22 protein-coding genes and 1 other RNA gene are annotated in these 23,253 nt (G+C 62.3%); 9 read left to right on the forward strand and 14 right to left on the reverse strand.

The window, feature by feature from the left end; all coding sequences use genetic code 11:
- Positions 1–52: 52 nt before the first annotated feature.
- Genes NKI25_RS00870 through mraZ form a run of 4 tightly spaced genes read right to left on the reverse strand, consistent with a single transcriptional unit; the run spans position 53 to position 3,663 of the window.
- On the reverse strand, positions 53–1,780 hold the full coding sequence (locus NKI25_RS00870) for a peptidoglycan D,D-transpeptidase FtsI family protein (RefSeq protein WP_352997794.1): 1,728 nt from the start codon (positions 1,778–1,780) through the stop codon (positions 53–55).
- A 14-nt stretch (positions 1,781–1,794) separates the two neighbouring features.
- Positions 1,795–2,172, reverse strand: coding sequence for a cell division protein FtsL (gene ftsL / locus NKI25_RS00875; protein WP_023676771.1), 378 nt, complete (start codon positions 2,170–2,172; stop codon positions 1,795–1,797).
- Positions 2,173–2,176: 4 nt separating this feature from the next.
- Positions 2,177–3,208 carry a 16S rRNA (cytosine(1402)-N(4))-methyltransferase RsmH gene (gene rsmH / locus NKI25_RS00880; RefSeq protein WP_352997796.1) on the reverse strand — a complete coding sequence of 344 codons (1,032 nt, stop codon included), beginning with the start codon at positions 3,206–3,208 and terminating at the stop codon, positions 2,177–2,179.
- Positions 3,205–3,663, reverse strand: coding sequence for a division/cell wall cluster transcriptional repressor MraZ (mraZ, locus tag NKI25_RS00885; RefSeq protein ID WP_352997798.1), 459 nt, complete (start codon positions 3,661–3,663; stop codon positions 3,205–3,207). The genes rsmH and mraZ overlap by 4 nt, the downstream gene beginning before the upstream one ends.
- A 406-nt stretch (positions 3,664–4,069) precedes the next feature.
- On the opposite strand from mraZ, the gene NKI25_RS00890 reads away from it, so the two are divergent.
- Positions 4,070–5,185 carry a cystathionine gamma-lyase gene (locus NKI25_RS00890; RefSeq protein WP_352997800.1) on the forward strand — a complete coding sequence of 372 codons (1,116 nt, stop codon included), beginning with the start codon at positions 4,070–4,072 and terminating at the stop codon, positions 5,183–5,185.
- A gap of 8 nt (positions 5,186–5,193) precedes the next feature.
- Here the strand turns inward: NKI25_RS00890 and NKI25_RS00895 are convergent, their stop codons facing one another.
- The 7 genes from NKI25_RS00895 to NKI25_RS00925 all read right to left on the reverse strand — a co-directional run bounded on the left by NKI25_RS00895 (position 5,194) and on the right by NKI25_RS00925 (position 9,194).
- Positions 5,194–5,487: a type II toxin-antitoxin system RelE/ParE family toxin gene (locus tag NKI25_RS00895; RefSeq protein WP_352539513.1), complete on the reverse strand. Its 294-nt coding sequence runs from the start codon at positions 5,485–5,487 to the stop codon at positions 5,194–5,196.
- Entirely contained in the window at positions 5,484–5,768 is a 285-nt protein-coding gene (locus NKI25_RS00900; RefSeq protein WP_352456177.1) for a type II toxin-antitoxin system ParD family antitoxin, read from the reverse strand. The genes NKI25_RS00895 and NKI25_RS00900 overlap by 4 nt, the downstream gene beginning before the upstream one ends.
- 151 nt (positions 5,769–5,919) lie before the next feature.
- Positions 5,920–6,318: RNase P RNA component class A (gene rnpB / locus NKI25_RS00905), an RNA gene on the reverse strand.
- A gap of 59 nt (positions 6,319–6,377) precedes the next feature.
- Entirely contained in the window at positions 6,378–7,121 is a 744-nt protein-coding gene (locus tag NKI25_RS00910; RefSeq protein ID WP_352570489.1) for a lytic transglycosylase domain-containing protein, read from the reverse strand.
- 185 nt (positions 7,122–7,306) lie between these two features.
- The gene (locus NKI25_RS00915) at positions 7,307–8,074 is read right to left on the reverse strand and encodes an N-acetylmuramoyl-L-alanine amidase (RefSeq protein ID WP_352997803.1); all 768 of its coding nucleotides are present in this window, start codon (positions 8,072–8,074) and stop codon (positions 7,307–7,309) included.
- Complete coding sequence (locus NKI25_RS00920; RefSeq protein WP_352456180.1) at positions 8,071–8,790, reverse strand: TerB family tellurite resistance protein; 720 nt, start codon at positions 8,788–8,790, stop codon at positions 8,071–8,073. The genes NKI25_RS00915 and NKI25_RS00920 overlap by 4 nt, the downstream gene beginning before the upstream one ends.
- Before the next feature lie 197 nt (positions 8,791–8,987).
- Complete coding sequence (locus tag NKI25_RS00925; RefSeq protein WP_023676780.1) at positions 8,988–9,194, reverse strand: hypothetical protein; 207 nt, start codon at positions 9,192–9,194, stop codon at positions 8,988–8,990.
- A gap of 182 nt (positions 9,195–9,376) precedes the next feature.
- On the opposite strand from NKI25_RS00925, the gene NKI25_RS00930 reads away from it, so the two are divergent.
- The 5 genes from NKI25_RS00930 (at position 9,377) to NKI25_RS00950 (ending at position 15,991) form a co-directional block, all read left to right on the forward strand.
- Positions 9,377–13,246 (forward strand): hydantoinase B/oxoprolinase family protein, encoded by a 3,870-nt coding sequence (locus NKI25_RS00930; protein ID WP_352997805.1) that lies wholly within the window; start codon positions 9,377–9,379, stop codon positions 13,244–13,246.
- A gap of 82 nt (positions 13,247–13,328) precedes the next feature.
- Positions 13,329–14,576, forward strand: a complete 1,248-nt coding sequence (locus NKI25_RS00935) for a BtaA family protein (protein WP_023676782.1) — start codon at positions 13,329–13,331, stop codon at positions 14,574–14,576.
- On the forward strand, positions 14,573–15,238 hold the full coding sequence (locus NKI25_RS00940) for a class I SAM-dependent methyltransferase (RefSeq protein WP_023676783.1): 666 nt from the start codon (positions 14,573–14,575) through the stop codon (positions 15,236–15,238). Before NKI25_RS00935 ends, NKI25_RS00940 begins: the two co-directional genes overlap by 4 nt.
- A gap of 135 nt (positions 15,239–15,373) precedes the next feature.
- Positions 15,374–15,670 carry a type II toxin-antitoxin system RelE/ParE family toxin gene (locus NKI25_RS00945; RefSeq protein ID WP_352456184.1) on the forward strand — a complete coding sequence of 99 codons (297 nt, stop codon included), beginning with the start codon at positions 15,374–15,376 and terminating at the stop codon, positions 15,668–15,670.
- 12 nt (positions 15,671–15,682) lie between these two features.
- Entirely contained in the window at positions 15,683–15,991 is a 309-nt protein-coding gene (locus tag NKI25_RS00950; protein WP_352570494.1) for a HigA family addiction module antitoxin, read from the forward strand.
- Between the two features lie 24 nt (positions 15,992–16,015).
- Here the strand turns inward: NKI25_RS00950 and NKI25_RS00955 are convergent, their stop codons facing one another.
- Positions 16,016–17,395, reverse strand: coding sequence for a serine hydrolase domain-containing protein (locus tag NKI25_RS00955; RefSeq protein WP_352997807.1), 1,380 nt, complete (start codon positions 17,393–17,395; stop codon positions 16,016–16,018).
- 406 nt (positions 17,396–17,801) lie between these two features.
- Here NKI25_RS00955 and NKI25_RS00960 point away from each other — a divergent pair, with 406 nt between their 5' ends.
- Both NKI25_RS00960 and NKI25_RS00965 read left to right on the forward strand, forming a co-directional pair.
- Positions 17,802–18,599 carry a glycoside hydrolase family 25 protein gene (locus NKI25_RS00960; RefSeq protein ID WP_502897298.1) on the forward strand — a complete coding sequence of 266 codons (798 nt, stop codon included), beginning with the start codon at positions 17,802–17,804 and terminating at the stop codon, positions 18,597–18,599.
- A gap of 80 nt (positions 18,600–18,679) precedes the next feature.
- Positions 18,680–19,852 (forward strand): lytic murein transglycosylase, encoded by a 1,173-nt coding sequence (locus tag NKI25_RS00965; protein ID WP_352465171.1) that lies wholly within the window; start codon positions 18,680–18,682, stop codon positions 19,850–19,852.
- A 129-nt stretch (positions 19,853–19,981) separates the two neighbouring features.
- On the opposite strand, the gene NKI25_RS00970 is transcribed toward NKI25_RS00965, so the two are convergent.
- A complete protein-coding gene (locus NKI25_RS00970; RefSeq protein WP_352589424.1) occupies positions 19,982–20,875 on the reverse strand; it encodes a LysR family transcriptional regulator in 894 nt (297 codons plus the stop codon).
- A 123-nt stretch (positions 20,876–20,998) separates the two neighbouring features.
- On the opposite strand from NKI25_RS00970, the gene NKI25_RS00975 reads away from it, so the two are divergent.
- The gene (locus NKI25_RS00975; protein ID WP_352997809.1) at positions 20,999–21,730 is read left to right on the forward strand and encodes an SDR family oxidoreductase; all 732 of its coding nucleotides are present in this window, start codon (positions 20,999–21,001) and stop codon (positions 21,728–21,730) included.
- A gap of 168 nt (positions 21,731–21,898) precedes the next feature.
- On the opposite strand, the gene NKI25_RS00980 is transcribed toward NKI25_RS00975, so the two are convergent.
- Positions 21,899–23,119 (reverse strand): alanine racemase, encoded by a 1,221-nt coding sequence (locus NKI25_RS00980; RefSeq protein WP_352786644.1) that lies wholly within the window; start codon positions 23,117–23,119, stop codon positions 21,899–21,901.
- Positions 23,120–23,253 lie beyond the last annotated feature (134 nt).

Below are 23,253 nucleotides of genomic sequence, written 5' to 3' on the forward strand. Positions count from 1 at the left end.
AACCCCGTTCATCGCAACAAAATAGCGCGCAGTTGCCGGCGCGCCCCAAGAATCACTGATAGGAAACCAGCGTTGCACCATTTTCATGGCTGAAATCTGGCTTCACGCCAAGCATGGAAGCCGCACGTCGGATGATGTTTGCAGCCATGATGCCCGCGTTCGAGGCGGCCGTAGCACCCATGCCCGGCTTTTCCGGCTTCGGTTCGTCGGCGATCGTAAGCACTATGTATTGCGGATCGTCCATCGGGAAAGCCGCAACGAAGGCGTTGAAATTCTTTTCCTTCGAGTAACGGCCGTTGACAACCTTCTCCGCCGTTCCCGTCTTGCCGCCCACCCGGTATCCTGGCACCCGTGCATTGCGGCCGGATCCCTTTTCGGCATTGAGTGCATAGAGATAGCGCATGCCCTCGACCGTCTTGTCGCTGACCACTTTCTTGGCCACCGCCATCGCCTGCTCCTGCGTGCGCGGCAGGAAGGTCGGGTCCATCAGATAGCCGCCATTCATCAGCGCGGCGCAGCCGACCGCTGTCTGCAGCGGCGTCGTCGACACACCGTGGCCGAAGGCGATGGTGATCGAATTGACCTGCTTCCAGACCTTGGGCTCGGTCGGCCGAGCGACTTCCGGCAGTTCGGTCTGCATCTTCTCGAGGATTCCCAGGCGATGCAGGAATTCGCGGTGTCCGTCGATGCCAACCGCTTCGGCTTCCTTGGCAGAGCCGATATTGGAGGAGTAGATGAACACTTCCGGCACCGACAGTACCCGGCCCTTGCCATGGAAATCATGGATGGTTTGATGGCCGATCCTGATCGGGCGCGACGCGTCGAAACGGCTTTGCAGCGTTATCTTGCCGGAATCGAGCGCCATGGCGGTGGTGAAGCTCTTGAAGGTCGACCCCATTTCATAGAGGCCGGCCGACATACGGTTGAGCCGGTCCTTGTCCTGCGCGTTATAGGGGTTGTTCGGATCGAAATCCGGAACCGACGCCATCGCCAGCACCTCGCCGGTCTTGACGTTGAGCACAACGGCGCCCGCCGCGATGGCGTGGTACTTTTCCATGCCGGTGGCGACCTCGTCGCGCACGATATGCTGGACGCGCAGGTCGATCGAGAGCTGCACCGGCTTCAAATCCTTGGCCACCGCCAGGCCCGACGCCTGAAGATCGCTCAAGCCCTGTTCGTCGATGTATTTCTCCATGCCGGAGATGCCCTGATTGTCGATGTTGGTGAGGCCGACAATGTAGGACGAGGTTTCGCCGGCCGGATAGAACCGGCGCTTTTCGGTGCGAAAGCCGAATCCGGGGATGCCGAGTTGCATGATGTCGGCCTGCTGCTTCGGTGTCAGTTGCCGCTGCAGCCAGACGAACCCGGCGCCGCTCTTCAGCTTGTTATATGTCTGCTCGTAGTCGATCTCGGGTAGCACCGTCGACAGCTTTTCGATCGCCTCGTCGGCATCGACGATGCGGCGCGGCTCAGCAAACAGCGACGCGGTCTTGATGTCGGTCGCCAGCACTTCGCCGTTACGGTCGACGATGTCGGGTCGCGATGCCGTCACCCGGCTCTGCGGCCCGCCCGACAGGTCGGGATTCTGGAAACCCAGATAGACCAGCCGCCCGGCAATGGTCGAATAGATGCCGAAGAACACCGCCATGGTCATGACGATGCGGATCCTGCCCTTGCCACCGGTCGCCTTGCGGGCACCTTCGACCACGATCGATCCGCCTGCGCCGGGCTTCGAACCGCGCTTCAGCAGCCTGCCAATCTTTGGAAATCTGGCGGCCATTGGAAATCCGGTGATCATTGGACGATGCCTCCGGTCACCACGGGATCTTTGCCGCCGATATCGGCCATGCCGCCCAGCCGCTGCGATGAAAGGTCCTCGATGTTGACGGGTTTCGCCGGCAGATCGTCCAGCCCGACGATCTGCCGCGCATTGACCGGCTCGAGTCCGAGTTGCGATTTGTAGATTTCGGTGAGCTTCTGCAGGCGCGACGGCTGGGTAAGCAGGCTCCAGTCCGCCTTGAGCAGGTCGATCGTGTCCTCCTCATAACGGATCTGCGCCTGGATCTTGTGCACTGCCGCCAGTTGCTCCTCGGCCTCGCGCTTGGTCTTGTAGGTCAGGGCAGCCGCCGAAACCATGACGGCGATCAGGACTATGTCGCTGGTACGAAACACGTGCTCACCTCTCTCCCGGTCGATCGGCGCCGGGAAGCTTTGGGCCAGGCAGTTTTGGCAGGCCGAAGATCGAAAAATCGCCGGCACGCGCCGGCGCCTCTGTACGGATCGCAGCGCGCAGCCTTGCCGAGCGCGCCCGCGGATTTGCCGTTATCTCGGCATCGCCAGGCGTCACGCCGCCGCCCTTCTTGGTGAAGGTGGCGGTGCGCGCCTGGGCCTCGGGCAGATGCCGCGATCCGGTCGCTGAATCGGCTCTGTCGGCGATGAAGCGCTTGACGATGCGGTCCTCGAGGGAATGGAAGGTCACCACGGCAAGCCGCCCGCCCGGTTTCAGGACGCGCTCGGCGGCAAACAGTGCCTTGGCCAGTTCGCCGAGTTCGTCATTGACGAAGATGCGCAGCGCCTGGAAAACGCGGGTGGCCGGATGGATCTTGTCTTTCGGCGCGCGACCGATATGCGTCTCAATGGCATCGGCAAGGTCGAGCGTGCGCTCGAAGGGGCGTTTTTCGCGACGGCTCTCGATCATGCGGGCGATGCGCCCGGCATGGCGTTCCTCGCCGAGAAAACCGAAGATGCGGGCAAGATCGCCCACCTTGAAGGTGTTGACGACGTCGGCGGCGCTCAGGCCCGCCTTCGCCATGCGCATGTCGAGCGGTCCATCGGCCCGGAACGAAAAGCCGCGCTCCGGCTGGTCGATCTGCATGGAGGAGATGCCGATGTCGAGCACGACGCCATCGGCACTTTCAACCTGCTCGTCGAGCGTCGAGAACGGTGCCTGGACAAGCCTGAGCTTGCCGCCGGACTGCTGTTCAAGGGCCCGCCCCGCCGCGATCGCATCCGGATCGCGGTCGATGGCGACGACCGAGGCTCCGCTTGCCAGAATGGCCTTCGTGTAGCCGCCGGCACCGAACGTGCCGTCGACGATCACCTCGCCTTTTGTCGGCGCCAGCGCCTCCAGAACTCCGGCAAGGAGGACCGGAATGTGACGGGCTGGTCCGCCAGCGGCATGAACTTCATCGCCGTCGCCCGCCATCATTCCGGCCGCTCCCCGGGCTTCGTCCCCTGCCGAAGTTGCAAAAGCCGGGCGCGTGCTTCCGTCCCATAGGCGCTGAGCCGTCCCGGCTCCCAGATCTGAAAGAAATTGCCGCGGCCAACGAAGGCCACTTCCGCTGAAATGCCGGTATGCTCGCGAATGAAATCGCTCATCGTGATACGGCCGTCCTGGTCGAGCTTCAGAAACGTTCCATCGCCATGGCAGAAGAACGACATGTCGTCCGCCGTCTGCAGGAACGGGTCTTCCTGGGCGATACGCTGCTCGTAGCGATCGAGCAGGTCGAGCCCACCGACATCCATCGCCGGGCGATCCAGGCAGCGTAGCGCATAAAGTTCCGAATAGCCGCGTTTCTGCACAACGGCACGGAAATGCGCCGGCACGGACACCCGTCCCTTCACATCGATCCTGTTCACCGCGTTCGACAGAAACCGGTCCATTACGCGTTACGGCCGCTTGCGCCGCCGCACCCCTCTGCATCTTCCTGTCCGCGCCGCCCCAGCCCGGTCGGCGCCCAAAACCCACTTCGTTATAACGGGCGAACGCAGGCAAACGCGCAGCCGCCGCGGCTGCCCGATTGGCGTACGCTTCACCCTGACACGGAACGAAGGCTTGAGTATCGGAATGGGATATCATGGGGTGTTATGGGCGTCAACGGGAACAGTCTTCAAAACGCGCCTGCCACGACTGGGGAGAGCAGCTTTGACGGCACTCCCGTCTTTATCGTCTATTAAGCCTAACGAAGCGTTTAGAGCCGTGTGGCCCAACCGGAGCCGGCTTGCTGCGGATCGCTGCCGCGCATAGCCTCGGCATCTCCTTTTCCGGTCAGTAACGAGGTTTGAAACCATGTCCGAATCAGCCAAGTCACGCGCCGCGGCACTTCCCCATCTGCGCCGCGGCAGGCTGGCCAAGGGCGACCCGATCCCCTTGCCCCTGACCATGGCCGCCATCTTTCATGCGCCCGGCGACGCCACCGGCTTCGATCAATATGGCCGCTTCAGCAATCCGACCTGGGATGCGGTCGAGCACATGCTGGCGCATTTGGAAGACGCCCCATGCGTCGCCTTTCCCTCGGGGATGGCTGCCATCTCGGCGGTATTTTTCGGCCTGCTCAAAGCCGGCGACTGTATCCTGCTGCCGTCCGACGGCTATCACACGACGAGAGCGCTGGCAGAGCGCTTCCTGAAGTCCTTCGACGTCACTTACGATGTCCGGCCGACGTCGAGCTTCCTCGACGGCGGCTTCGACGGATACCGGCTTGCCTTCGTCGAAACGCCCGCCAACCCGGGACTGGATATATGCGACATCGCAGCCGTCGCCGAGGCCGTGCATAGAGCGGGTGCGGTGCTTGTGGTCGACAACACGACGATGACGCCTTTCGGCCAGCGCCCGCTCGATCTCGGCGCCGATATCGTCATTGCTGCCGACACCAAGGCACCAAACGGCCATTCCGATGTGCTGTTCGGCCATGTCGCCAGCCGCGACGCGGATTTTATCTCGAGGGTGACCGACTGGCGCGAGACGTCGGGCGCCATCCCCGGGCCGTTCGAGGCATGGCTGGTGCATCGCGGCCTCGAAACGCTGGACGTGCGCTTCGACCGCATGTGCGCTTCCGCCGAAATGATAGCGCGACGGCTGAAAAACCATCGCGCGATCAGCGGCTTGCGCTTTCCGGGACTGGAGAGCGATCCATCGCACAATCTTGCCTGCGCCCAGATGGAGCGCTTCGGATTTCTCATCTCGTTCGTGCTCGCCTCGGAGGACAAGGCCGAGGATTTCATCAACAGTTGCGCCTTGATGCAGGCAGCGACGTCGTTCGGCGGCGTACACACCTCGGCCGAACGGCGATCAAAAAGGGGAGACGCCGTTCCGCCCGGCTTCGTTCGCCTGTCGGTCGGCTGCGAACCGGTGGAAGAACTTTGGCAGGCGATCGAGGCGTCGCTGGACGCTATCGGTGGCTGAATCGGCAATCACGAACTCAGATCGTCGGCATCAATCTTGCGCCGGCCGTGCAGCACGCGAATGATTTCGATCGCCTCTTCGCGGACACGATACAAGGTGAGGTATTCGCCGACGATCAGGTGACGGATTCCGGTTGCGATGTCTTCGCGCGGCGCACCTGAGAAGGGGTGCAGGGTCAGCAAATCCCACCGCCTTTGCAAGAGATCCACGAGCCGAACCGCCGCATTTGGATTCTGTTCGGCAATGTAGTCGCCGATGGCTTCGAGGTCGATCAATGCCTGAGGAAGCAGGCGGTATTTCACTCCTCAAGGCCTTTGGTTCCGGCCATTTTCAGATATTTGGCGCGCAGCCGTTCCATGATTGGCGGCCCGTCCAGCCCCGGTCCGCTGTCGATCCCCTCCTGCACCAGCTTGCGCAATTCCTCGACCGTGTAGCCGAGCAGGTCGCGCCGGTCCTTCCATTGCCTCAGCGCGTCGCGGATCACCTCGCTCGCCGAGGCATATTCGCCGGCGGCGACCACGTCGTCGACTGCCGCGGCCAGTTCCGGCGACAGCGTGATGCTGCGTTTATCGACCTGTCCCATGACGCGCTCCTGAATACCGTCATCCAAATGGTACGATTTAATCGCACCATTTTCAAGGAATGTCGCGCTCGATTGCGGGTCGAAAACTGAATCAACTGCTGCGCCCGAAGACGCAACCTGCTGATATCAGGAGATTTCCTTTATAGGGAAAACTGCCAGCTGGCCTGTAAGCCGGGTTCTGTATGGCCCTCGCCCCTTACGGGGCGAGAACGTGGCGGCCATTCATCTTGGGCGTATGTTGCCATGCGCCTCACGCAACCTACCCGGACGGTGAGCCGGAAACAGCCCTCGAGGGTTTCCCCTCGCACCGCCCCTATTCGGTCTTGCTCCCGGTGGGGTTTACCGTGCCGCTCCTGTTGCCAGTCGCGCGGTGGGCTCTTACCCCACCCTTTCACCCTTGCCACGATTGGATCGTGGCGGTTTGCTTTCTGTGGCACTTTCCCTGGGGTCGCCCCCGCCGGCCATTAACCGGCACCGTGTCTCCATGGAGCCCGGACTTTCCTCACCCGCAGCCTTTCGGCTTCGCGGGTGCGGCCGCCCGGCCAGCTGGCAAGGCGTATAAAGGGGTTCAGGCCCGAAAACGCAAACGAAAAAGCAAGTTGTCGCTTGTCAGGCGGGCGCTCCAAGTGCTGCCAGCTGCACCTTGACCTTGCCGCAATAGGCTGCGGACACCGGGTTCATCCGTGTGGCGGCGTGGCCGGCATTGTATTTCAGGATCGTGCCGCAGGTCGTGCCGCCGCCGAGATCCCGCGCCATGGCAAGGTACTTCATGCCGTATTTGATGTTGGTATCGGGATCGTAGAGACCCTGAACCGAACCGCTATAGCCCATCATCCTTGCCGTCGCCGGCTTGATCTGCATCAGGCCGATCTCGCCGGCGCTGCCGACCTGGTTCGGTTGGTAGTTGCTTTCGATCTTGATGACGGCGTTGGCGAGCGACACCGGGACGCCATAGCTGGCGGCATAACGCGCAATGATCGCCGAATACTGTCCGCTGCCGCCGACAACCACCGCCTGAGGCGCTGGCCTGCTCTTCGGAGCGACTGACGCCGTTGCCATGCGGTCGATGCGTTTGCGGTTACGCTTCACATGCTGTTTGGCGATTGTCTTTCTCGCAGCGGTTGGCCTTTTCGCGGAGACTGGCTTTTTCGTCCTTACCGCGGCCGCTTTTTCCACTTTTGCGGTGGCGGTCTTCTCTACTTTTGCACCACCCTTCGGCATGGCGGTTTTGCCGGCTGCGGCACTGAAGCCCTGATCGGCCCGCTGGCTCAGCGGTGCGCTGTTCGCCGCACTGAAGGCAAAAGTCATTACGCCGGCAGCAATGGCTGCCGTTAAAACGGTCAATTTCTGCATGTGATCCTGTTCTGTTTGATCTGCACAAAGAACTTCGCGCAGATACCCTCAATCAACATCGGAACATGTGGGGGGATAGACGTCCGACAATCTGTACGGATCGCCTTTGACGACGGAATTGGCGCCAAAGAAGGCGACGCAAGTCACTTTGAGTAACAGATTGTAACTTTTAAGCTGGCAAAAGATTATTTGAGAGAGGCTATCCTTACGTAAGCGAGCAGCCTTTCCAGCGTGCGGATCGTCGATCCGTCAGCCATGCCATCGACCAGGCGCAGCCGGAAATGCCGCTGAAATGCCTCGACCACGATTTCGGTCTGCCGGTCGAAAGTGCCGGTGATCTCGACGCCATAACCATAGAGCGCCAGCATCGACTGCAGCGCCTCTACCTCGGCGCCGGTATCGCCTGGCTTCAGCACGGCGCCGCGCCGGATCGGTGCTGCCGGCACAACATGGCCGATACCGGCAGCAAACAAGGCCTTCCATGGAAATTTCTCGCCTGGATCGACCTTTCGCCCCGGTGCCACGTCGGAATGGGCAAGCACCCGCTGCGCCGGAATGGAATGGCGCTCGATGATCCCAGCGCACAGGCCGATCACCGCGTCGATCTGCGGTTTTGGAAAGTTGCGATAGCCGAGCGTATGCCCCGGATTGACGATCTCGATGCCGATCGAACAGGAGTTGATGTCGCTCTGTCCGAACCACGAGCTCTTGCCGGCATGCCAGGCGCGGTCGCTTTCCCTTACCATCTGAACAATTCGGCCGTCCTCATGGACCAGGTAGTGCGACGAGACCTCGCTTGCCGGATCGCACAACCATGCCTCGGCACCGGCGCCGGTAGCCATGCCGGTGTAGTGCAGCACGATCATATCGGGTCCGAGCGTCCCGCGCCGTGGTCCGAAATTCGGCGATACCCTGACCTCGGCGCTCGGCTGATCGGGCGGAAAGCCGCTCATGCGTGCCGCAGGCCTCGCTCGATCATTTCATAGGCCGCGTTGATCGCCGCCAGCCTGGTCGTCGCGATCTTGATGAATTCCTGCGGCAGGCCGCGTGCGATCAGCCGGTCCGGATGATTGTCGGAGACCAGCTTGCGGTAACGCCTGCGGACCTCCTCGAACGGCTTCCCACGCTCGATGCCGAGCACAACATAGGGATCGGCGGCACCCAGATCGACATGCCGGGCCAGGATGCTCTGGTAATGCGCCTCATTGATGCGGAATATCTCGGCGATGCGATGCAGGAATTGGCCCTCGCGCTCATGCACCAGCCCGTCGGCCTTGGCGATGTGGAACAGCCCGTCGAGTATGTCCTCGAGCATCAGGCAGTTCGAATGGCCCGAACCGCAAAGCTGCGCCATCCGCTCGGCATAGGTCTCGAAACCGGCAATGTCGCGTTTGGCCAAATCGTAGAGCCGCGCCACATTGCGCCTCTGTTCCTTCGGCACCTCGAATATTTCCTGGAAGGCGCGCACCTCGTCTTGCGTGACGATGCCGTCTGCCTTGGCCATCTTGGCCGACAGGGCGATCATCGCCACCGAGAAGGCGACGCGCCGGCGCAGATCGGCATCGCCGGAGAAAACCGTGCGCACGGCCTCGACCACTTCGGCGACGCCTGACGACGCTGAAGATGAAACGCGTGTGACGAAGTCGCCAAGGCGGTCCCAAATCGACATGGGGGCTTCATAGGGCCAACCACCCATCGCTATCAAGCCAAGACAGTGCCGCAGGGGCTGGCCCAATCGTTTTGGCGCAATGCCTGAGGCGGCTGGCGCCAGCGCTCACGTCGTCGCACTCGGCCGCCAGGCGCTGGTATCGTAAGCAGCAGAAAGGCCGGCCTGTGAGGCCAGCCTTTCCTTGGTTGTCACATTGACTACTGAGCCGGAGCAGCCGGCGCAGGCGCCGGAGCCGGAGCCGGCTCGGCAGGCTTGTTGGCGTCAGGAGCAGCCGGCTTCATCGTCTGGTCGGATGCCGGCGGGTTGGTGCTCTGCGTCGTGGTGTTGTCGGTGCCGCTGTTGCTGCAGGCGGCAAGGCCAAGCAACGCAAGCGCCGACACCGACGCAAGAATGAGTTTCTTCATGATATCTCTCCTCTAATCACGCCTCCGTTACCGGCGGCGGTCGAGGACACAATGCGTAAGCTGCGCATGAGTTTCGTAACGTTGCATTTCTGCCTGTAACATATTCCAATCATTTGACGATTGCCGGTCAGGGCCTCGCGAGCTAACAGATCGAACAGGGAAAAATCCCGGGAGCCGCCGCAGTGACTGCAAAATGGGATTTCTGGATCGACCGTGGCGGCACCTTCACCGATGTCATCGGCCGTGACCCGCAAGGCGCGCTGCACCCGCGCAAGCTGCTGTCCGAGAATCCCGAAGCCTATGCCGATGCTGCCATCCATGGCATTCGCGAGCTGCTCGGCGTCCAACCCGGCGCTCCAATCCCCTCCGCTCTGATCGGCGATGTCAAGATGGGCACCACGGTTGCCACCAATGCGCTTCTCGAGCGCAAGGGCGACCGTGTGCTGCTGCTCATCACAAAAGGCTTCCGCGATGCGCTGAGGATTGCCTATCAGGCCAGGCCCGATATCTTTGCCAAGCAGATCATCCTTCCCGAACAGCTCTACGAGCGTGTCGTCGAGATCGACGAAAGGGTTCGCGCCGACGGCAGTGTCGAGCGCCTGCTCGACATTGCTTCGGTACGCCCGGCTATTGAGCAAGCCAAGGCGGATGGCATCGATGCGGTCGCGATCGTCTTCATGCATGCCTGGAAACATCCCGAGCACGAAAAGGCGGTCGCCAAAGTCTGTCGAAAGCTCGGATTCTCGCAGGTCTCGGTCAGTCACGAGGTCTCGCCGCTGATCAAGCTGGTCGGCCGTGGCGACACCACGGTGGTCGACGCCTATCTGTCGCCGATCCTGGCTAGGTATGTGCAGAAGGTGGCGGAGGAACTGGGTGCCCTCTCCCCCCTCGTGGGGGAGGTGGCTGCGCAGCAGCCAGAGGGGGTCATCTCAGAAGGCACCGCCAGAGTGTCGAACCCAGTCGAGCCGACCCCACCCGGCGGCTTCGCCGCCACCCTCCCCTCAAGCGGGAGGGAAAGCCCTCGCCTCATGTTCATGATGTCGTCGGGCGGCCTCACCGCCGCCGACATGTTCCAGGGCAAGGATGCGCTGTTGTCCGGCCCGGCCGGCGGTGTCGTCGGCATGGTCGAGACGGCAAAACTCGCCGGTTTCGGCAAAGTCATAGGCTTCGACATGGGCGGCACCTCCACCGATGTCGCCCATTACGATGGTGACTACGAGCGCGCCTTCGACACCGAGGTCGCCGGCGTGCGCATCCGCGCGCCGATGATGCGCATCCACACCGTTGCTGCAGGCGGCGGCTCGATCCTCCATTACGAGGCCGGCCGCTTTCGCGCCGGGCCGGATTCGGCCGGCGCCAATCCCGGCCCGGCCGCCTATAGGCGCGGCGGCCCGTTGGCCGTCACTGACGCCAATGTCATGCTGGGCAAGCTGCAGCCCGAGTTCTTCCCGGCTATTTTTGGACCGGGCCAGGACGAACCGCTCGACGTCCAGACGGTTCGCGAAAAATTCACCGCACTTGCCGCCGAGATCGGCGACGGCCGCTCGCCGGAAACCGTCGCCGAAGGGTTCATCACCATCGCCGTCGAAAACATGGCCAACGCCATCAAGAAGATTTCGGTGCAGCGCGGCTACGATGTCACCGAATACCTCCTGAACTGCTTCGGCGGCGCCGGCGGCCAGCACGCTTGCCTGGTCGCCGATGCGCTCGGCATGGAGGCGGTGCTGATCCATCCCTTCTCAGGCCTGCTCTCGGCATACGGCATCGGCCTATCCTCTGTATTTGCGTCACGCCAGCAGGCGCTGCTGAAGCCGCTGGCGGACAATTCCGGGCCAGCGATCGATGAACTCATCGCAACGCTGCGCAAAGCCGTCATCGACGAACTCGCCGCGCAAGGCATCAGCGAAGACGCGGTCGCCTCGAGACCGGTGCTGCAGATCCGCTACGACGGCACCGATACCGCGCTGCCTGTGAACTTCGGGCACGGCTCGATTGCGCAGGCCAAGGCGGACTTCGAACTGGCGCACAAGGCGCAGTTCGGTTTCGTCTACGACGACAAGCCGATGATCGTCGAATCGGTCGGCGTCGAGGGTACCGATACCGGCGGCACCGGCCGCGACGAAAGCGATTCAGTTGTTGAAGACATGGCCGCAAGTCCTTCCGGGAACCGGAAAATCTTTGTCGACGGCGTCTGGCGCGACGCCGGCATCTTCCCTCGCGAAACGCTGAAGCCTGGTAACAAGATCGCCGGCCCTGCTTTGATCATCGAGCCGAACCAGACCATTGTCGTCGAGCCGGGCTGGCAGGCCGAGATCACCGCCAAGGACCACGTATTGATGCGGCGCGTCGAGAAGAAGCGCCGACAGGCCGCACTCGGCACCGAAGCCGATCCGGTGATGCTGGAGGTCTTCAACAACCTGTTCATGTCGATCGCCGAACAGATGGGCGTAACGCTGCAAAACACTGCCTATTCCGTCAACATCAAGGAGCGGCTCGATTTCTCCTGCGCCGTCTTCGACCGGAATGGCGCGCTGGTCGCCAACGCACCGCATATGCCGGTGCATCTCGGCTCGATGGACCGCTCGGTGGAGACCATCATCCGGCTCAATTCCGGCGACATTCACCCCGGCGACGTCTTTGCGCTGAACGCACCTTACAATGGCGGCACCCATCTGCCTGATATCACAGTGGTGACGCCGGTGTTTTCCCTCCCCCTTGAGGGGAGGGTGGCCGCGAAGCGGCCGGGTGGGGTCCTCGCAGAAGGCACCACAAATGCGTCGAGCACTGCCGCAACGACCCCCTCCGGCGGCTTCGCCGCCACCTCCCCCTCGAGGGGGGAGGAGATCCTCTTCTACGTCGCCTCGCGTGGCCATCATGCCGACATCGGCGGCACCGCGCCCGGCTCGATGACGCCGCTTGCCACAACCGTCGACGAGGAAGGCGTGCTGTTCGATAATTTCCGCATCGTCGATCGCGGCCGGTTCCGCGAGAAGGACCTGGAGACGCTACTCACCAACCACCCCTACCCGGCGCGCAATCCGCACCAGAACATCTCCGACCTCAAGGCGCAGATCGCCGCGAACGAAAAGGGCGTCGCCGAGCTGCGCAAGATGGTCGCGCATTTCGGCCTCGATGTCGTCGAAGCCTATATGGGCCATGTCCAGGACAATGCCGCCGAAAGCGTGCGCCGCGTTCTGGAGCGGCTGCCCGACAGTTCCGAATACGAATATCCGACCGACACCGGCCAAATGATCAAGGTGAAGATATCGGTCGACCGGCGGAAGCGCGAAGCGACCGTCGACTTCACCGGAACGTCGCCGGTGATGAAGAACAATTTCAATGCGCCAGAGCCAGTCGCCCGAGCCGCTGTGCTTTATGCCTTCCGCGTCATGGTCGAAGACAACATCCCGATGAATGCCGGATGTCTGCGGCCGATCAACATCGTCATTCCCGACGGCTCGATGCTGAAGCCCGCCTATCCCGCGGCAGTCGTCGCCGGTAACGTCGAGACCTCGCAGCATGTCACCAACGCGCTGTTCGGCGCCATGGGCGCGATGGCCAATGCGCAAGGCACGATGAACAATCTCACCTTCGGCAACAAGCAGTACCAGTATTACGAGACGATCTGCTCGGGCTCGCCGGCTGGCCGGATGAACGACGGCCGCGGTTTTGCCGGCACCTCCGGCGTCCACACCCATATGACCAATTCGCGCCTGACCGATCCGGAAGTGCTGGAACTGCGTTTCCCGGTATTGCTCGAGGATTTTCATATCCGCGAAGGCTCCGGCGGCGAAGGCAAATGGAATGCCGGCGACGGCACCGGGCGCACCATCCGCTTCCTCGAAAAAATGGAATGCGCGATCCTGTCCTCGCATCGCAACCGCCCGCCGCGGGGACTGGACGGAGGCGGCGATGGCGAGGCCGGTTCGACCAAGGTCCGCCGCAAGACCGGCGCGATCGAGACGCTGAAAGCCTGCGATCAGACCATCCTCGACGCTGGCGAGGCGGTCATCGTGACGACGCCGACCCCAGGTGGATTTGGCAAGGCCTGAACTCGCGTCAACAGGCTGTCACTGGCCTGTCATCACCCTGCGCTACCCGCTTGCGGCAAAGCAAACGGGGAATCGCCTTGCCATGACGGACATTTCTGGGGACCTGGTTTTTCGCCGCGGCAAGGAAGTCGGCAAGGCCGTCTACCAGAACCGCCCGCTGTCGAAAGCCGGCATCTCCGAGCGCCTGTTCGCCTTCCTGTTCTCCGGCCTCGTCTATCCGCAGATCTGGGAAGACCCCGAAATCGACATGGACGCGATGCAGCTCGGGACGGGCCACCGCATCGTCACCATTGCCTCCGGCGGCTGTAACATCCTTGCCTATCTCACCCGCTCGCCGGAAAGGATCGATGCCGTCGACCTCAACGCTGCCCATATCGCGCTGAACCGCATGAAGCTCGAAGCCGTCCGTCACCTGCCGTCGCAGGGCGACCTGTTCCGTTTCTTCGGCGCGGCTGAGACCGGGCACAATTCACAGGCCTACGATCGCTTCATCGCACCGCATCTCGACCCGGTCAGCCGCCATTATTGGGAGCGCCGCAACTGGCGCGGCCGTCGCCGCATCGCCGTCTTCGACCGCAATTTCTACCAGACCGGCCTGCTTGGCCTGTTCATTGCGATCGGCCATCGCACCGCAAAATTCTTCGGCGTCGACCCGGCCGGAATCATGGACGCCAAGACCATCGCCGATCAGCGCCGCTTCTTCGACGAAGAGCTGGCGCCGGTCTTCGAAAAACCGCTGCTGAAATGGGCGACCTCGCGAAAGGCTTCGCTGTTCGGCCTCGGCATTCCGCCGGCCCAGTACGATTCGCTGATCACCTCGGGTGACGGCACCATGGCCAGCGTGCTGAAGGCACGACTGGAAAAGCTCGCCTGCGATTTTCCGCTGAAGACCAATTATTTCGCCTGGCAGGCTTTCGCCCGCCGCTACCCTGATCCGGGCGAGGCCGCCCTGCCCGCCTATCTCGAAAAGCGCAACTACAAGACGATCCGCAACAATGTCGATCGCGTTGCCATCCACCACGCCAATCTGATCGAGTTCCTTGCCCGCAAGGATGCCGGCTCGGTGGATCGCTTCGTGCTGCTCGATGCACAGGACTGGATGACCGACGACCAGCTCAACGAGTTGTGGGCCGAGATCACCCGAACCGCCTCCACCGGCGCCCGCGTCATCTTCCGCACCGCAGCGGAACCCAGCCTGCTGCCCGGCCGCGTCTCGAATTCGCTGCTCGATCAGTGGCGCTACGAGAACGACGCCTCGCGCGAGTTTTCGGCGCGCGACCGCTCGGCCATCTATGGCGGCTTCCATCTCTATGTGAAGCGGTCCGCATGAGCACGACCGACTTGCCGGCCAGCCATGCCGAACTGATGGACGGCGTCTACCGCTGGCAGCGTCATATCTACGACCTGACCCGCAAATATTATTTGCTGGGCCGCGACCGGCTTATCGCCGGACTGGATGTGCCGGCCGGCGGCACCGTGCTCGAGCTCGGCTGCGGCACCGGCCGCAACATCATCCTCGCCGCCCGCCGCTATCCCGGCGCGCGCTTCTTCGGCCTCGATATTTCGGCCGAGATGCTGGAGACGGCCACTGCCGCCCTCGCGCGCGAAGGCCTCTCCGGCCGCGTCACGCTGGCGCGCGGCGATGCCACGAATTTCGACGCGAAAGCGCTGTTCGGCGTCGAAAGTTTCGACCGCGTCTTTGTCTCATATTCGCTGTCGATGATCCCCGGCTGGGAAAAGACGGTATCCGCGGCTCTTGCTGCTCTGTCACCGGGTGGCTCGCTGCATGTCGTCGATTTTGGCCAGCAGGAAGCCTTGCCCAGCTGGTTCCGCAAGCTGTTGCGCGGCTGGCTGAAAAAATTCCACGTCGAGCCGCGTCAATCGTTGCGCGCGATTCTGGATTCGGAATCTGCAAGAGTTGGCGCAAGCGTTCGATTCAAAACACTTTATCGCGGCTACAGCTGGCTCGCCGTGAGCAAGATCGCCATCTAATATCAATTTTGCCGTGGAAGGTTTTGGGGCTCCAATCCTAAATGAGGGCCGTGGCTGAAATCAGTTAATTGGCTAAATCACACATTGCCATATGACCCAAGGAGTGGTACATTATCTCCTCGCCGGAAGCATGGGATGATCATCGGCTTTAGAGATGGATGGCTGCGGGCTTTCTTCGTGGACGACACCCACTCCCGCAATATTCCGTCCGATCTCGAAAGCCGCTTGTTCCGCAAGCTCCAGATGATTGACGACGCGGCGATCGATCAGGATTTGCGTGTGCCGCCCAGCAACCATTTCGAGAAGTTGCGCGGCAATCTCGAAGGCTTCCATTCGATCCGTGTCAACAAACAATGGCGGCTGGTCTTCCGCTGGGACGGGGGCCGGGGCGAGGCGTCGGACATCTATCTCGACGACCACAGTTATATATAAGTGAGGTGAGACATGTTGATGACCGCACGCAAGCCAGCAACGGTTGGCGAAATTCTTACGGAAGAATTCATGCAACCACTCGGCCTGACACAGGCGGCTTTGGCCGAAGCTATGAGCGTCCAGCGCAAGCATGTGAACGAATTGTGCAACGGCCGCCGCAACGTGACGGCGGCTACCGCGCTCATTCTGGCGCGGGTGTTTGGCAACAGCCCGGATTTCTGGTTGAACGTCCAGCGCCGTAATGATCTTTGGACGGTTATGAACTCACCCGACGAGCGGGCGCGTGTTGATCGCGCCAAACCTTTGGCGACAGCCACATAGACAAGACTGCGACCGCCGCATTCCTCAGTGCAGCGCCTTGATCAGCGCCGCCACCATCGCCTGCGGCCGATAGCCGAGCCTGGCCGGCGTCAGCCCGAGCCGCACCACAACCAGCTGCTCCGAGGGGATGATGGCAACCGTTTGCCCATCATGCCCCTCCATCCAATAGGTGTCCTTGGGCAGGCCGGCGGCAGTGCCGGCGCCGGGGTTTTCTTCGTCGCCCGGTCCTTCTATCCATAATTGCCCCTTGCCGTAGACGTTCGAGGCAGTTGCCGGTTCCCGCATCCAGTCGACGAAGCCGGCGGGCAGGATCTCCTGGCCGTTCCAGACGCCGCCCTGCAGCAGGAACTGGCCGAAGCGCGCCCAGTCGCATGCCGTGGCATAGAGATAGGACGAGCCGACGAAGGTGCCGTGCTCGTCGGCCTCAAGCACAGCGCTCTGCATGCCGAGCGGATCGAACAGCGCGGTCCTCGGCCACGCCAGTGCCTTGTCCTTGTCGCCGATTGCGTCCTGCCACAGCCTGGACAGCATCACCGCCGTGCCGCTCGAATAGGAAAACACCTTGCCGATCTCGCCGGTCAGCGGCTTGGATCCGGCAAAGCCCGCCATGTCCGGTTCGAGATAGAGCATGCGCGTTACGTCGGCGACGTCGCCATAATCCTCGTTGAATTCCAGCCCGCTCGACATCGCCATCATGTCGGCGAGGCTGATCACGGCGCGACCATCTCCCTTCCAGGGACCGAACAGACCCTGGTTGGTCATCGCCAGCTTGCCCTCCTTCACCAGCGTGCCGACGATCGCCGCATTTACGGTCTTGGTCATTGACCAGCCCAATAGCGGCGTCTTTTCGGAAAAGCCGTCGCCATAACGCTCAGCGACGATGCGGCCGTTCTTGACCACCACGACGGCCCGCATGCCGGCGCCGGTCATTGCTGGATCGTCGAGGACTTTCGCGACCTCGGGATCCTGCGAGGCATCGGCCTTGTCGCCCTCCGGCCAGATCAGATCGGGCAGCGGCGCCGGCGTCGGTGCAGCTCCGGCGACAGCCTTGGCGGCGGCAATATCGCCGTCGGGAACCGAGGCGCAGCCGAGCCCGTCGCGCGCAACCGCGACACTTTTGCCGAGCACACCGAACAGGCCGGCCGAAACCGTTCCCTTCTCCTTGTCGACCGACACTCTCATCAGCTTCAGCAGCGGATGACCCGGCGCCTGCACATCGACGGCAAGCACATCGTCGGCGTCTCGCCCGGCGATGAAGACGTTCGAACAGACGATCTTGGCGGCATAGCCGGAACCGACGCGGATCAGTTCCGGCGGCGCGAAATACAGCCAGCCGGCGAGTACCGCGGCGGCCAGCACAGCCAAGCCGAGCAGCCATTTGACGAACTTCAAAAGGATCTGCATTTTGAGTTCCCCCGGGCGCGCTCGATCTATGTCATCGATTTGCCGCCATTGTTTCGGCAAAATCGCGGCTCTTGTCGAGCGCCGTCAACCGAATATCAACCATGATCGGCGATCACAGGTGCATGTCGCCCAGAAGTGCGCAGCGGTTTTGGGACAACGACATGCATAGACAAAAGAGCTAAGCGCGTCGAAGCGACGCGCTTAGGACAGACCGGGCGATCCTGTGGGGTGACCGTCCGGCGGGGCTTGAATGCGTACGTCCCAAACTGCGTAACGGTTTGGGAATGCATGAAACGAAGATCCAGGCGCGTCGCGTAAGTCGGTTTCAAACGCGCCGCGCCCGGTCGAGGGGCCACCCGCGGAAAGACCCATCAGCGGCCGGCTGAAACCGGCTCGGGAAGTAGCGATGCGCCGTTTCGCGGTCCTCATCACGCTGATGCTGCTTGGCGCCTGCTCGACGGTCGAGGATCTGACGCCATCGCTGTCGTCGTCCAGCGCCTCGATGGTTGCGGTACGCGCGCCGCGTTTTGCCGATTCCGACCCGCATGAATGGGACAGGGGCGCACCGTGGAGCTACGCCGTCCACGGCACCGACGTCTCCAAATACCAGACATCGATCAACTGGCCGGCGGCCAGGGCCAGCGGCATCTCCTTCGCCTTTATCAAGGCAACCGAAGGCGGAGACCGTTTCGATGAAGCTTTCAACGAGCATTGGAGCCGCACCAGGGCCTCGGGCATCCCCCGTGCCGCCTATCATTTTTTCTACTTTTGCACGCCGGCCGCTACCCAGGCGCGCTGGTTCATCCAGAACGTGCCCAAAGACGGTTCGGCGATGCCGCCGGTTCTCGACATGGAATGGAACCCGAAATCGCCGACCTGCAAGCTGCGGCCCGATCCCGCCACGGTACGCAGCGAGATGAGCACGTTCCTCGAAATCGTCGAAAAATACTACGGCAAGAAGCCAATCATCTACACGTCTGTCGATTTCTTCGAAGATAACGGTTTATCGGGCTTCCGCAATTACCCCTACTGGCTGCGCTCCGTCGCCGGCCACCCGCGCCAGAAATACGGCAGCCATCCCTTCACCTTCTGGCAGTATACCGGAACGGGCGTCGTGCCGGGCATGACCGGAAACGCCGACATCAGCGTCTTCAACGGCTCCGAAGCCGCGTGGAAGAAGTGGTTGCGGCAGAACACCCGTTGACACCAGGCCTGCCGCCTGCTTTTCGACACAGCCAATGACGGATGCCCGCAACCGCTGGTAATCTTCTCGGAAGGATGGCGATGCGATCGCGCTTTGGATTTCTCGCGGCGCTGCTCCTGAGCGCCGTGCCGGCCGCGGCACAGCAATGCGGCGGCGATTTCGAGGCATGGAAGCAGGGCGTGGCGGCGGAAGCCAGGGCGGCCGGCGTCGGCGCTGCCGGCCTTTCTGCGCTGGAAAACGCCACCCTCGATGAAAAGGCGCTGGCACGCGACCGTGCCCAGGGCGTCTTCACCCAGACCTTCATCGAATTCTCGAACCGTATGATCTCGTCCCATCGGCTGAAGCAAGGTGCGGCCAATCTGCAAAAATATGCCGAGGTCTTTGTCCGCGCCGATCGCGAATACGGCGTGCAGGCGCCGGTCATCGCCGCTTTCTGGGCCCTGGAGACCGATTTTGGCGCCGTGCAGGGCGATTTTCATACGCTGAACGCGCTGGTGAGCCTCTCGCATGACTGCCGCCGTCCGCAGTTGTTCCGGCCGCAGATCGTGCCGCTGCTGATGTTGATCGACCGCGGCGTGGTGCCGGCCGACGTGACCGGTGCCTGGGCCGGCGAGATCGGCCAGACGCAGATGTTGCCTTCCGACTATCTCGGCCACGGCGTCGACGGCGACGGCGATGGCTTGGTCGACCTGCGCGGCAGCGCGCCGGACGTGATCATGAGCACGGCCAGCAAGATCCAGTCGCGCGGCTGGAAGCGCGACCAGCCCTGGATCGAGGAAGTCCGTGTGCCCGACGATTTGCCGTGGGAGCAGACGGGACGCACCAACAAGCTGCCGTTGACGCAATGGAGCCAGTGGGGCGTTACCAGGCCCGACGGTACGCCGCTTCTCGACAACGGCCTGAAGGCCGGCCTGGCGCTGCCCATGGGTCGCAAGGGGCCAGCCTTCCTGACCTACGACAATTTCGACGTCTATCTCGAGTGGAACCAGTCCTTCACCTATGCCCTGACCGCGGCAAATCTTGCCGCCCGGCTGGGGGGTGCGCCGCGATTCGATCCGCGCAACCCCGAACCCGGCCTCAACGGCGACCAGATGAAGGCGCTGCAGACCAAGCTCGAGGCGAAAGGCTATGACGTCGGCACCGTCGACGGCATACTGGGCACCAACACCCGCGAAGCGATCCGCAAGGAGCAGAAGCGGCTGGGCCTGCCGGTCGACGGCTGGCCGACGCCGGAGCTGCTGGCCAGGCTGTGAAGGTGGTGAATGGTGAATGGTGAATGGTGAATGGTGAAAAGAATGGCACCGGAGCCGCATTGAGCACCAGAGCTACCACTATTCACTATTCACTATTCACTATTCACTATTCACTATTCACTATTCACATCACCGCCTGGCAAGCAGGAAATCGATGAACGCTCGCAACGGCGCCGGAACCTGGCGGGAACTCGCGTGATATAGATAAAAACCCGGAAATCTCGGCGACCAGGCGTCGAGAAAGCGGATGAGCTTTCCCGCTTCGATCCATGGCCGGACCTGATATTCCAGCATGTACGCCACGCCGACCCCATCCAGAACCGCCCCGATCATCAGTTCCGTATCGTTGATCGTCAGGCCGCCGCTGACGGCCACTTCCAAAGCACGTTGGCCTCGGGCGAACTCCCACCGGTAGATGTTGCCGCCGCTGGGCCACTGGAAATTGATGCACTGGTGGTGATGCAGGTCCGCGGGGTGACGCGGTATCGGGTGATGCTCCAGATAGCTCGGCGCCGCCACTGCGGCCATCTCGAGTTCCTCGCTGAGTTTCACCGCCACCATGTCCTTGTGCAGCCGCTCACCCAATCTGATTCCGGCATCGAAGCGGCCCTCGACGATGTCGGTGAGCATGTCGTCGACAATGATTGTGAGGGCGATATCGGGATAGGCGCGGCGGAAATCGCCGAGGATCGGCGCGATGAAACGCGTGGCGGCAATGCGCGGAACATTGATGCGCAGCGAGCCTGCCGGCCGGCCGCGTGATGCATGCGCGTCGGCGACGGCCCCTTCCAGTTCGCTGAACGCCGGTGCGATGCGGGCAAACAGCTTCTCGCCCTCAGCCGTCGGCGACATGCTGCGCGTGGTGCGGTTGAGCAGGCGGACACCGAGACGCTCTTCCAGCCCGCGTATCGTCTGGCTGAGTGCTGGAGGCGAAATCCTGAGCTTGGCCGCGGCGCGGACGAAGCTGCCCTCTTCGATGATTGCTGCAAATGCCGTGAGTTCGGAAAACTCGGTTCCGCGCATTATGTACCCCAGGCTTAACAAGTCAGTAAGATAATAGGCTATTCTCTGAGCAATACCATGCCCATAGCTTTCCCTGGAACGCCGCTCGATCGAGGCGGCCGTAATCAGACGGAAGGAACAGCCATGCATCGTCCACTCGAAGGCAAAACCGCACTTGTGACCGGCAGCTCGCGCGGCATCGGGCGCGCCATCGCCGAGGGGCTCGCGGCCAAGGGTGCTGCCGTGGTCGTCAACTATGTCGGCAACGAGAAGGCCGCCAGGGAAGTGGTTGCCTCTATTGAAGGGAATGGCGGAAAAGCCGTTGCCATCCAGGCGGATGTCTCCAGCATTCCCGACATTCGCAAGTTGTTCGACGAAACCGAAAGGCAGATGGGGCCGATTGACATCGTCGTCGCCAATGTCGGCGTCGCCGTCATAAAGCCGCTCGTCGAGGCCACCGAAGCGGATTTCGATCATGTCTTCGGCGCCAATGCCAAGGGCACCTTCTTCACGCTTCAGGAAGCGGCGCGCCGCGTTCGCGACGGTGGTCGCATCGTTGCCGTTTCCACCGGTGGAACCAGGATGTTCTTCACGCAGACGGCGCTTTATCTCGGCAGCAAGGGAGCCGTCGCGCAGTTCGTTCGCGTCCTCTCGCGCGAACTCGGCCCGCGCGCCGTTACCGTGAATGCGCTTTCACCAGGCTTCACCGACACCGACCTGCTTCCCGAACGGGACCGCGCCGTGGCCGCCGGCATGTCGCCCTTCGACCGGATCGGAGCGCCGCGCGACGTCGCCGATGTCGCGGTTTTCCTGGCTTCGGACGAAGCTCGCTGGCTGACCGGCGAGAACATCCAGGCTGGCGGTGGCGTGGCCTGACTGAATGGTGAATGGTGAATGGTGAATGGTGAATGGTGAATGGTGAATGGTGAATGGTGAATGGTGAATGGTGAATGGTGACGATTCACGGGAGCGGGACGGAACGCAAGAACTACTTCTATTCACTATTCACTATTCACTATTCACTATTCACTATCCAACCATTAACTAATCCGCCATCGTCTCCAGGCTGGCGAACCCCTGCGGCGCATCGCCTTCGTCGAACGGCGTCGCCACCTCGACGAAGGTGTCGGGATAGAAGCCGTTGAACCGTGTTCTGAGCGACAGCGAATAGGCGCCGATATGGCCGATCTCGATCCAATCGCCGGTATCGACGGTTTCGGGCAGCCAGAACGGCCGCGACAATATATCGACGGAATCGCAGGTCGCGCCGCAGACCTTGAACGGCACGATGGTCTTGTCCTCGCCATTGCGCGAGCGGATCGCCGGATCGGGGATGAAGCGCGCCGGCAGCGTGATCTTGCCGGTCCATGAATCCGACAGCGACGCCCAGATGCCGTCATTGATGTAGAGCCTTTTGCCCTTGCGCAGCAGCACGCGCACGATCAGCGACAGGCAGCGAGCCACGATCACCCGGCCCGGCTCGGCCACCAGCGGCATCTGGTCGAACTGGTACTCCTGGAGGTCGCCCGACAGCCGCGACATGATCTGGCCGAGCGACGGCATTTCCGGCTTGCGGCTGTTCGGATCATGACCGTATTCGGCCGGAAAGCCGCCGCCGACATCGAGCCCGGCAATGTCGAAACCGACGCGGTTGCGCACCCAGTCGGCGGAGGCCAGCGCCCGCTCATAGGTGTCGGGATCCTCTATCTGGCTGCCGACGTGAAAGCACAGCCCGACCTTGTAGCCCGTCCGGTTCAGCCGTTCGGCCAGTTCGACCGCATTGGCCGGTCCGGCGCCGAACTTCTTCGACAGTTCGTAGGCCGCCGAGCCTTTCGTCTGGATGCGCACGAACACGGTGATGGCGCCCGGATCGATGTCGAGCGCCCGCACCACCCTGGTCAGCTTGGTGATCTCGTCCTCATGGTCGAGCGAAATGACGCGGATGGCGTATTTTTCCAGCGCCAGCCTGATGTCCGACTGCGCCTTGACCGGGTGCATGTAGAGCATCTCGGCGTCCGGCGAGACGGCGCGCACGGCGGCGAATTCGCCGGGCGAGGCCACGTCGAAGGCACTGACGCCGGCCTCGACCAGGGCGTTGAGCACGATCCGCTCGCCATTGGTCTTGACCGCATAGGCGGTCTTGCCGGGAAACATGCCCATGAACTGTTTGGCGTCCGCCTTCAGCACCTGCGGGCGGAAGCAATAGATCGGATCGTCCGGGCGAAGCGCCAGCGCTGCCTCGCGGGCATTTTCGAATCGCTGCATGGACGAATCCCTTGACTGAGGCTGCGCACAATTAATCCAAGCTAGCGGCTAATGAAAACAATTCTATGTCTCGCCGCCCTGGCTTCGCGGCGCTACGCCGGTGCTGCACGCCGAGTTATGAGCGAGCTAGGCCA

Source organism: Mesorhizobium sp. M0808 (assembly GCF_040320025.1).
Lineage (GTDB): Bacteria > Pseudomonadota > Alphaproteobacteria > Rhizobiales > Rhizobiaceae > Mesorhizobium.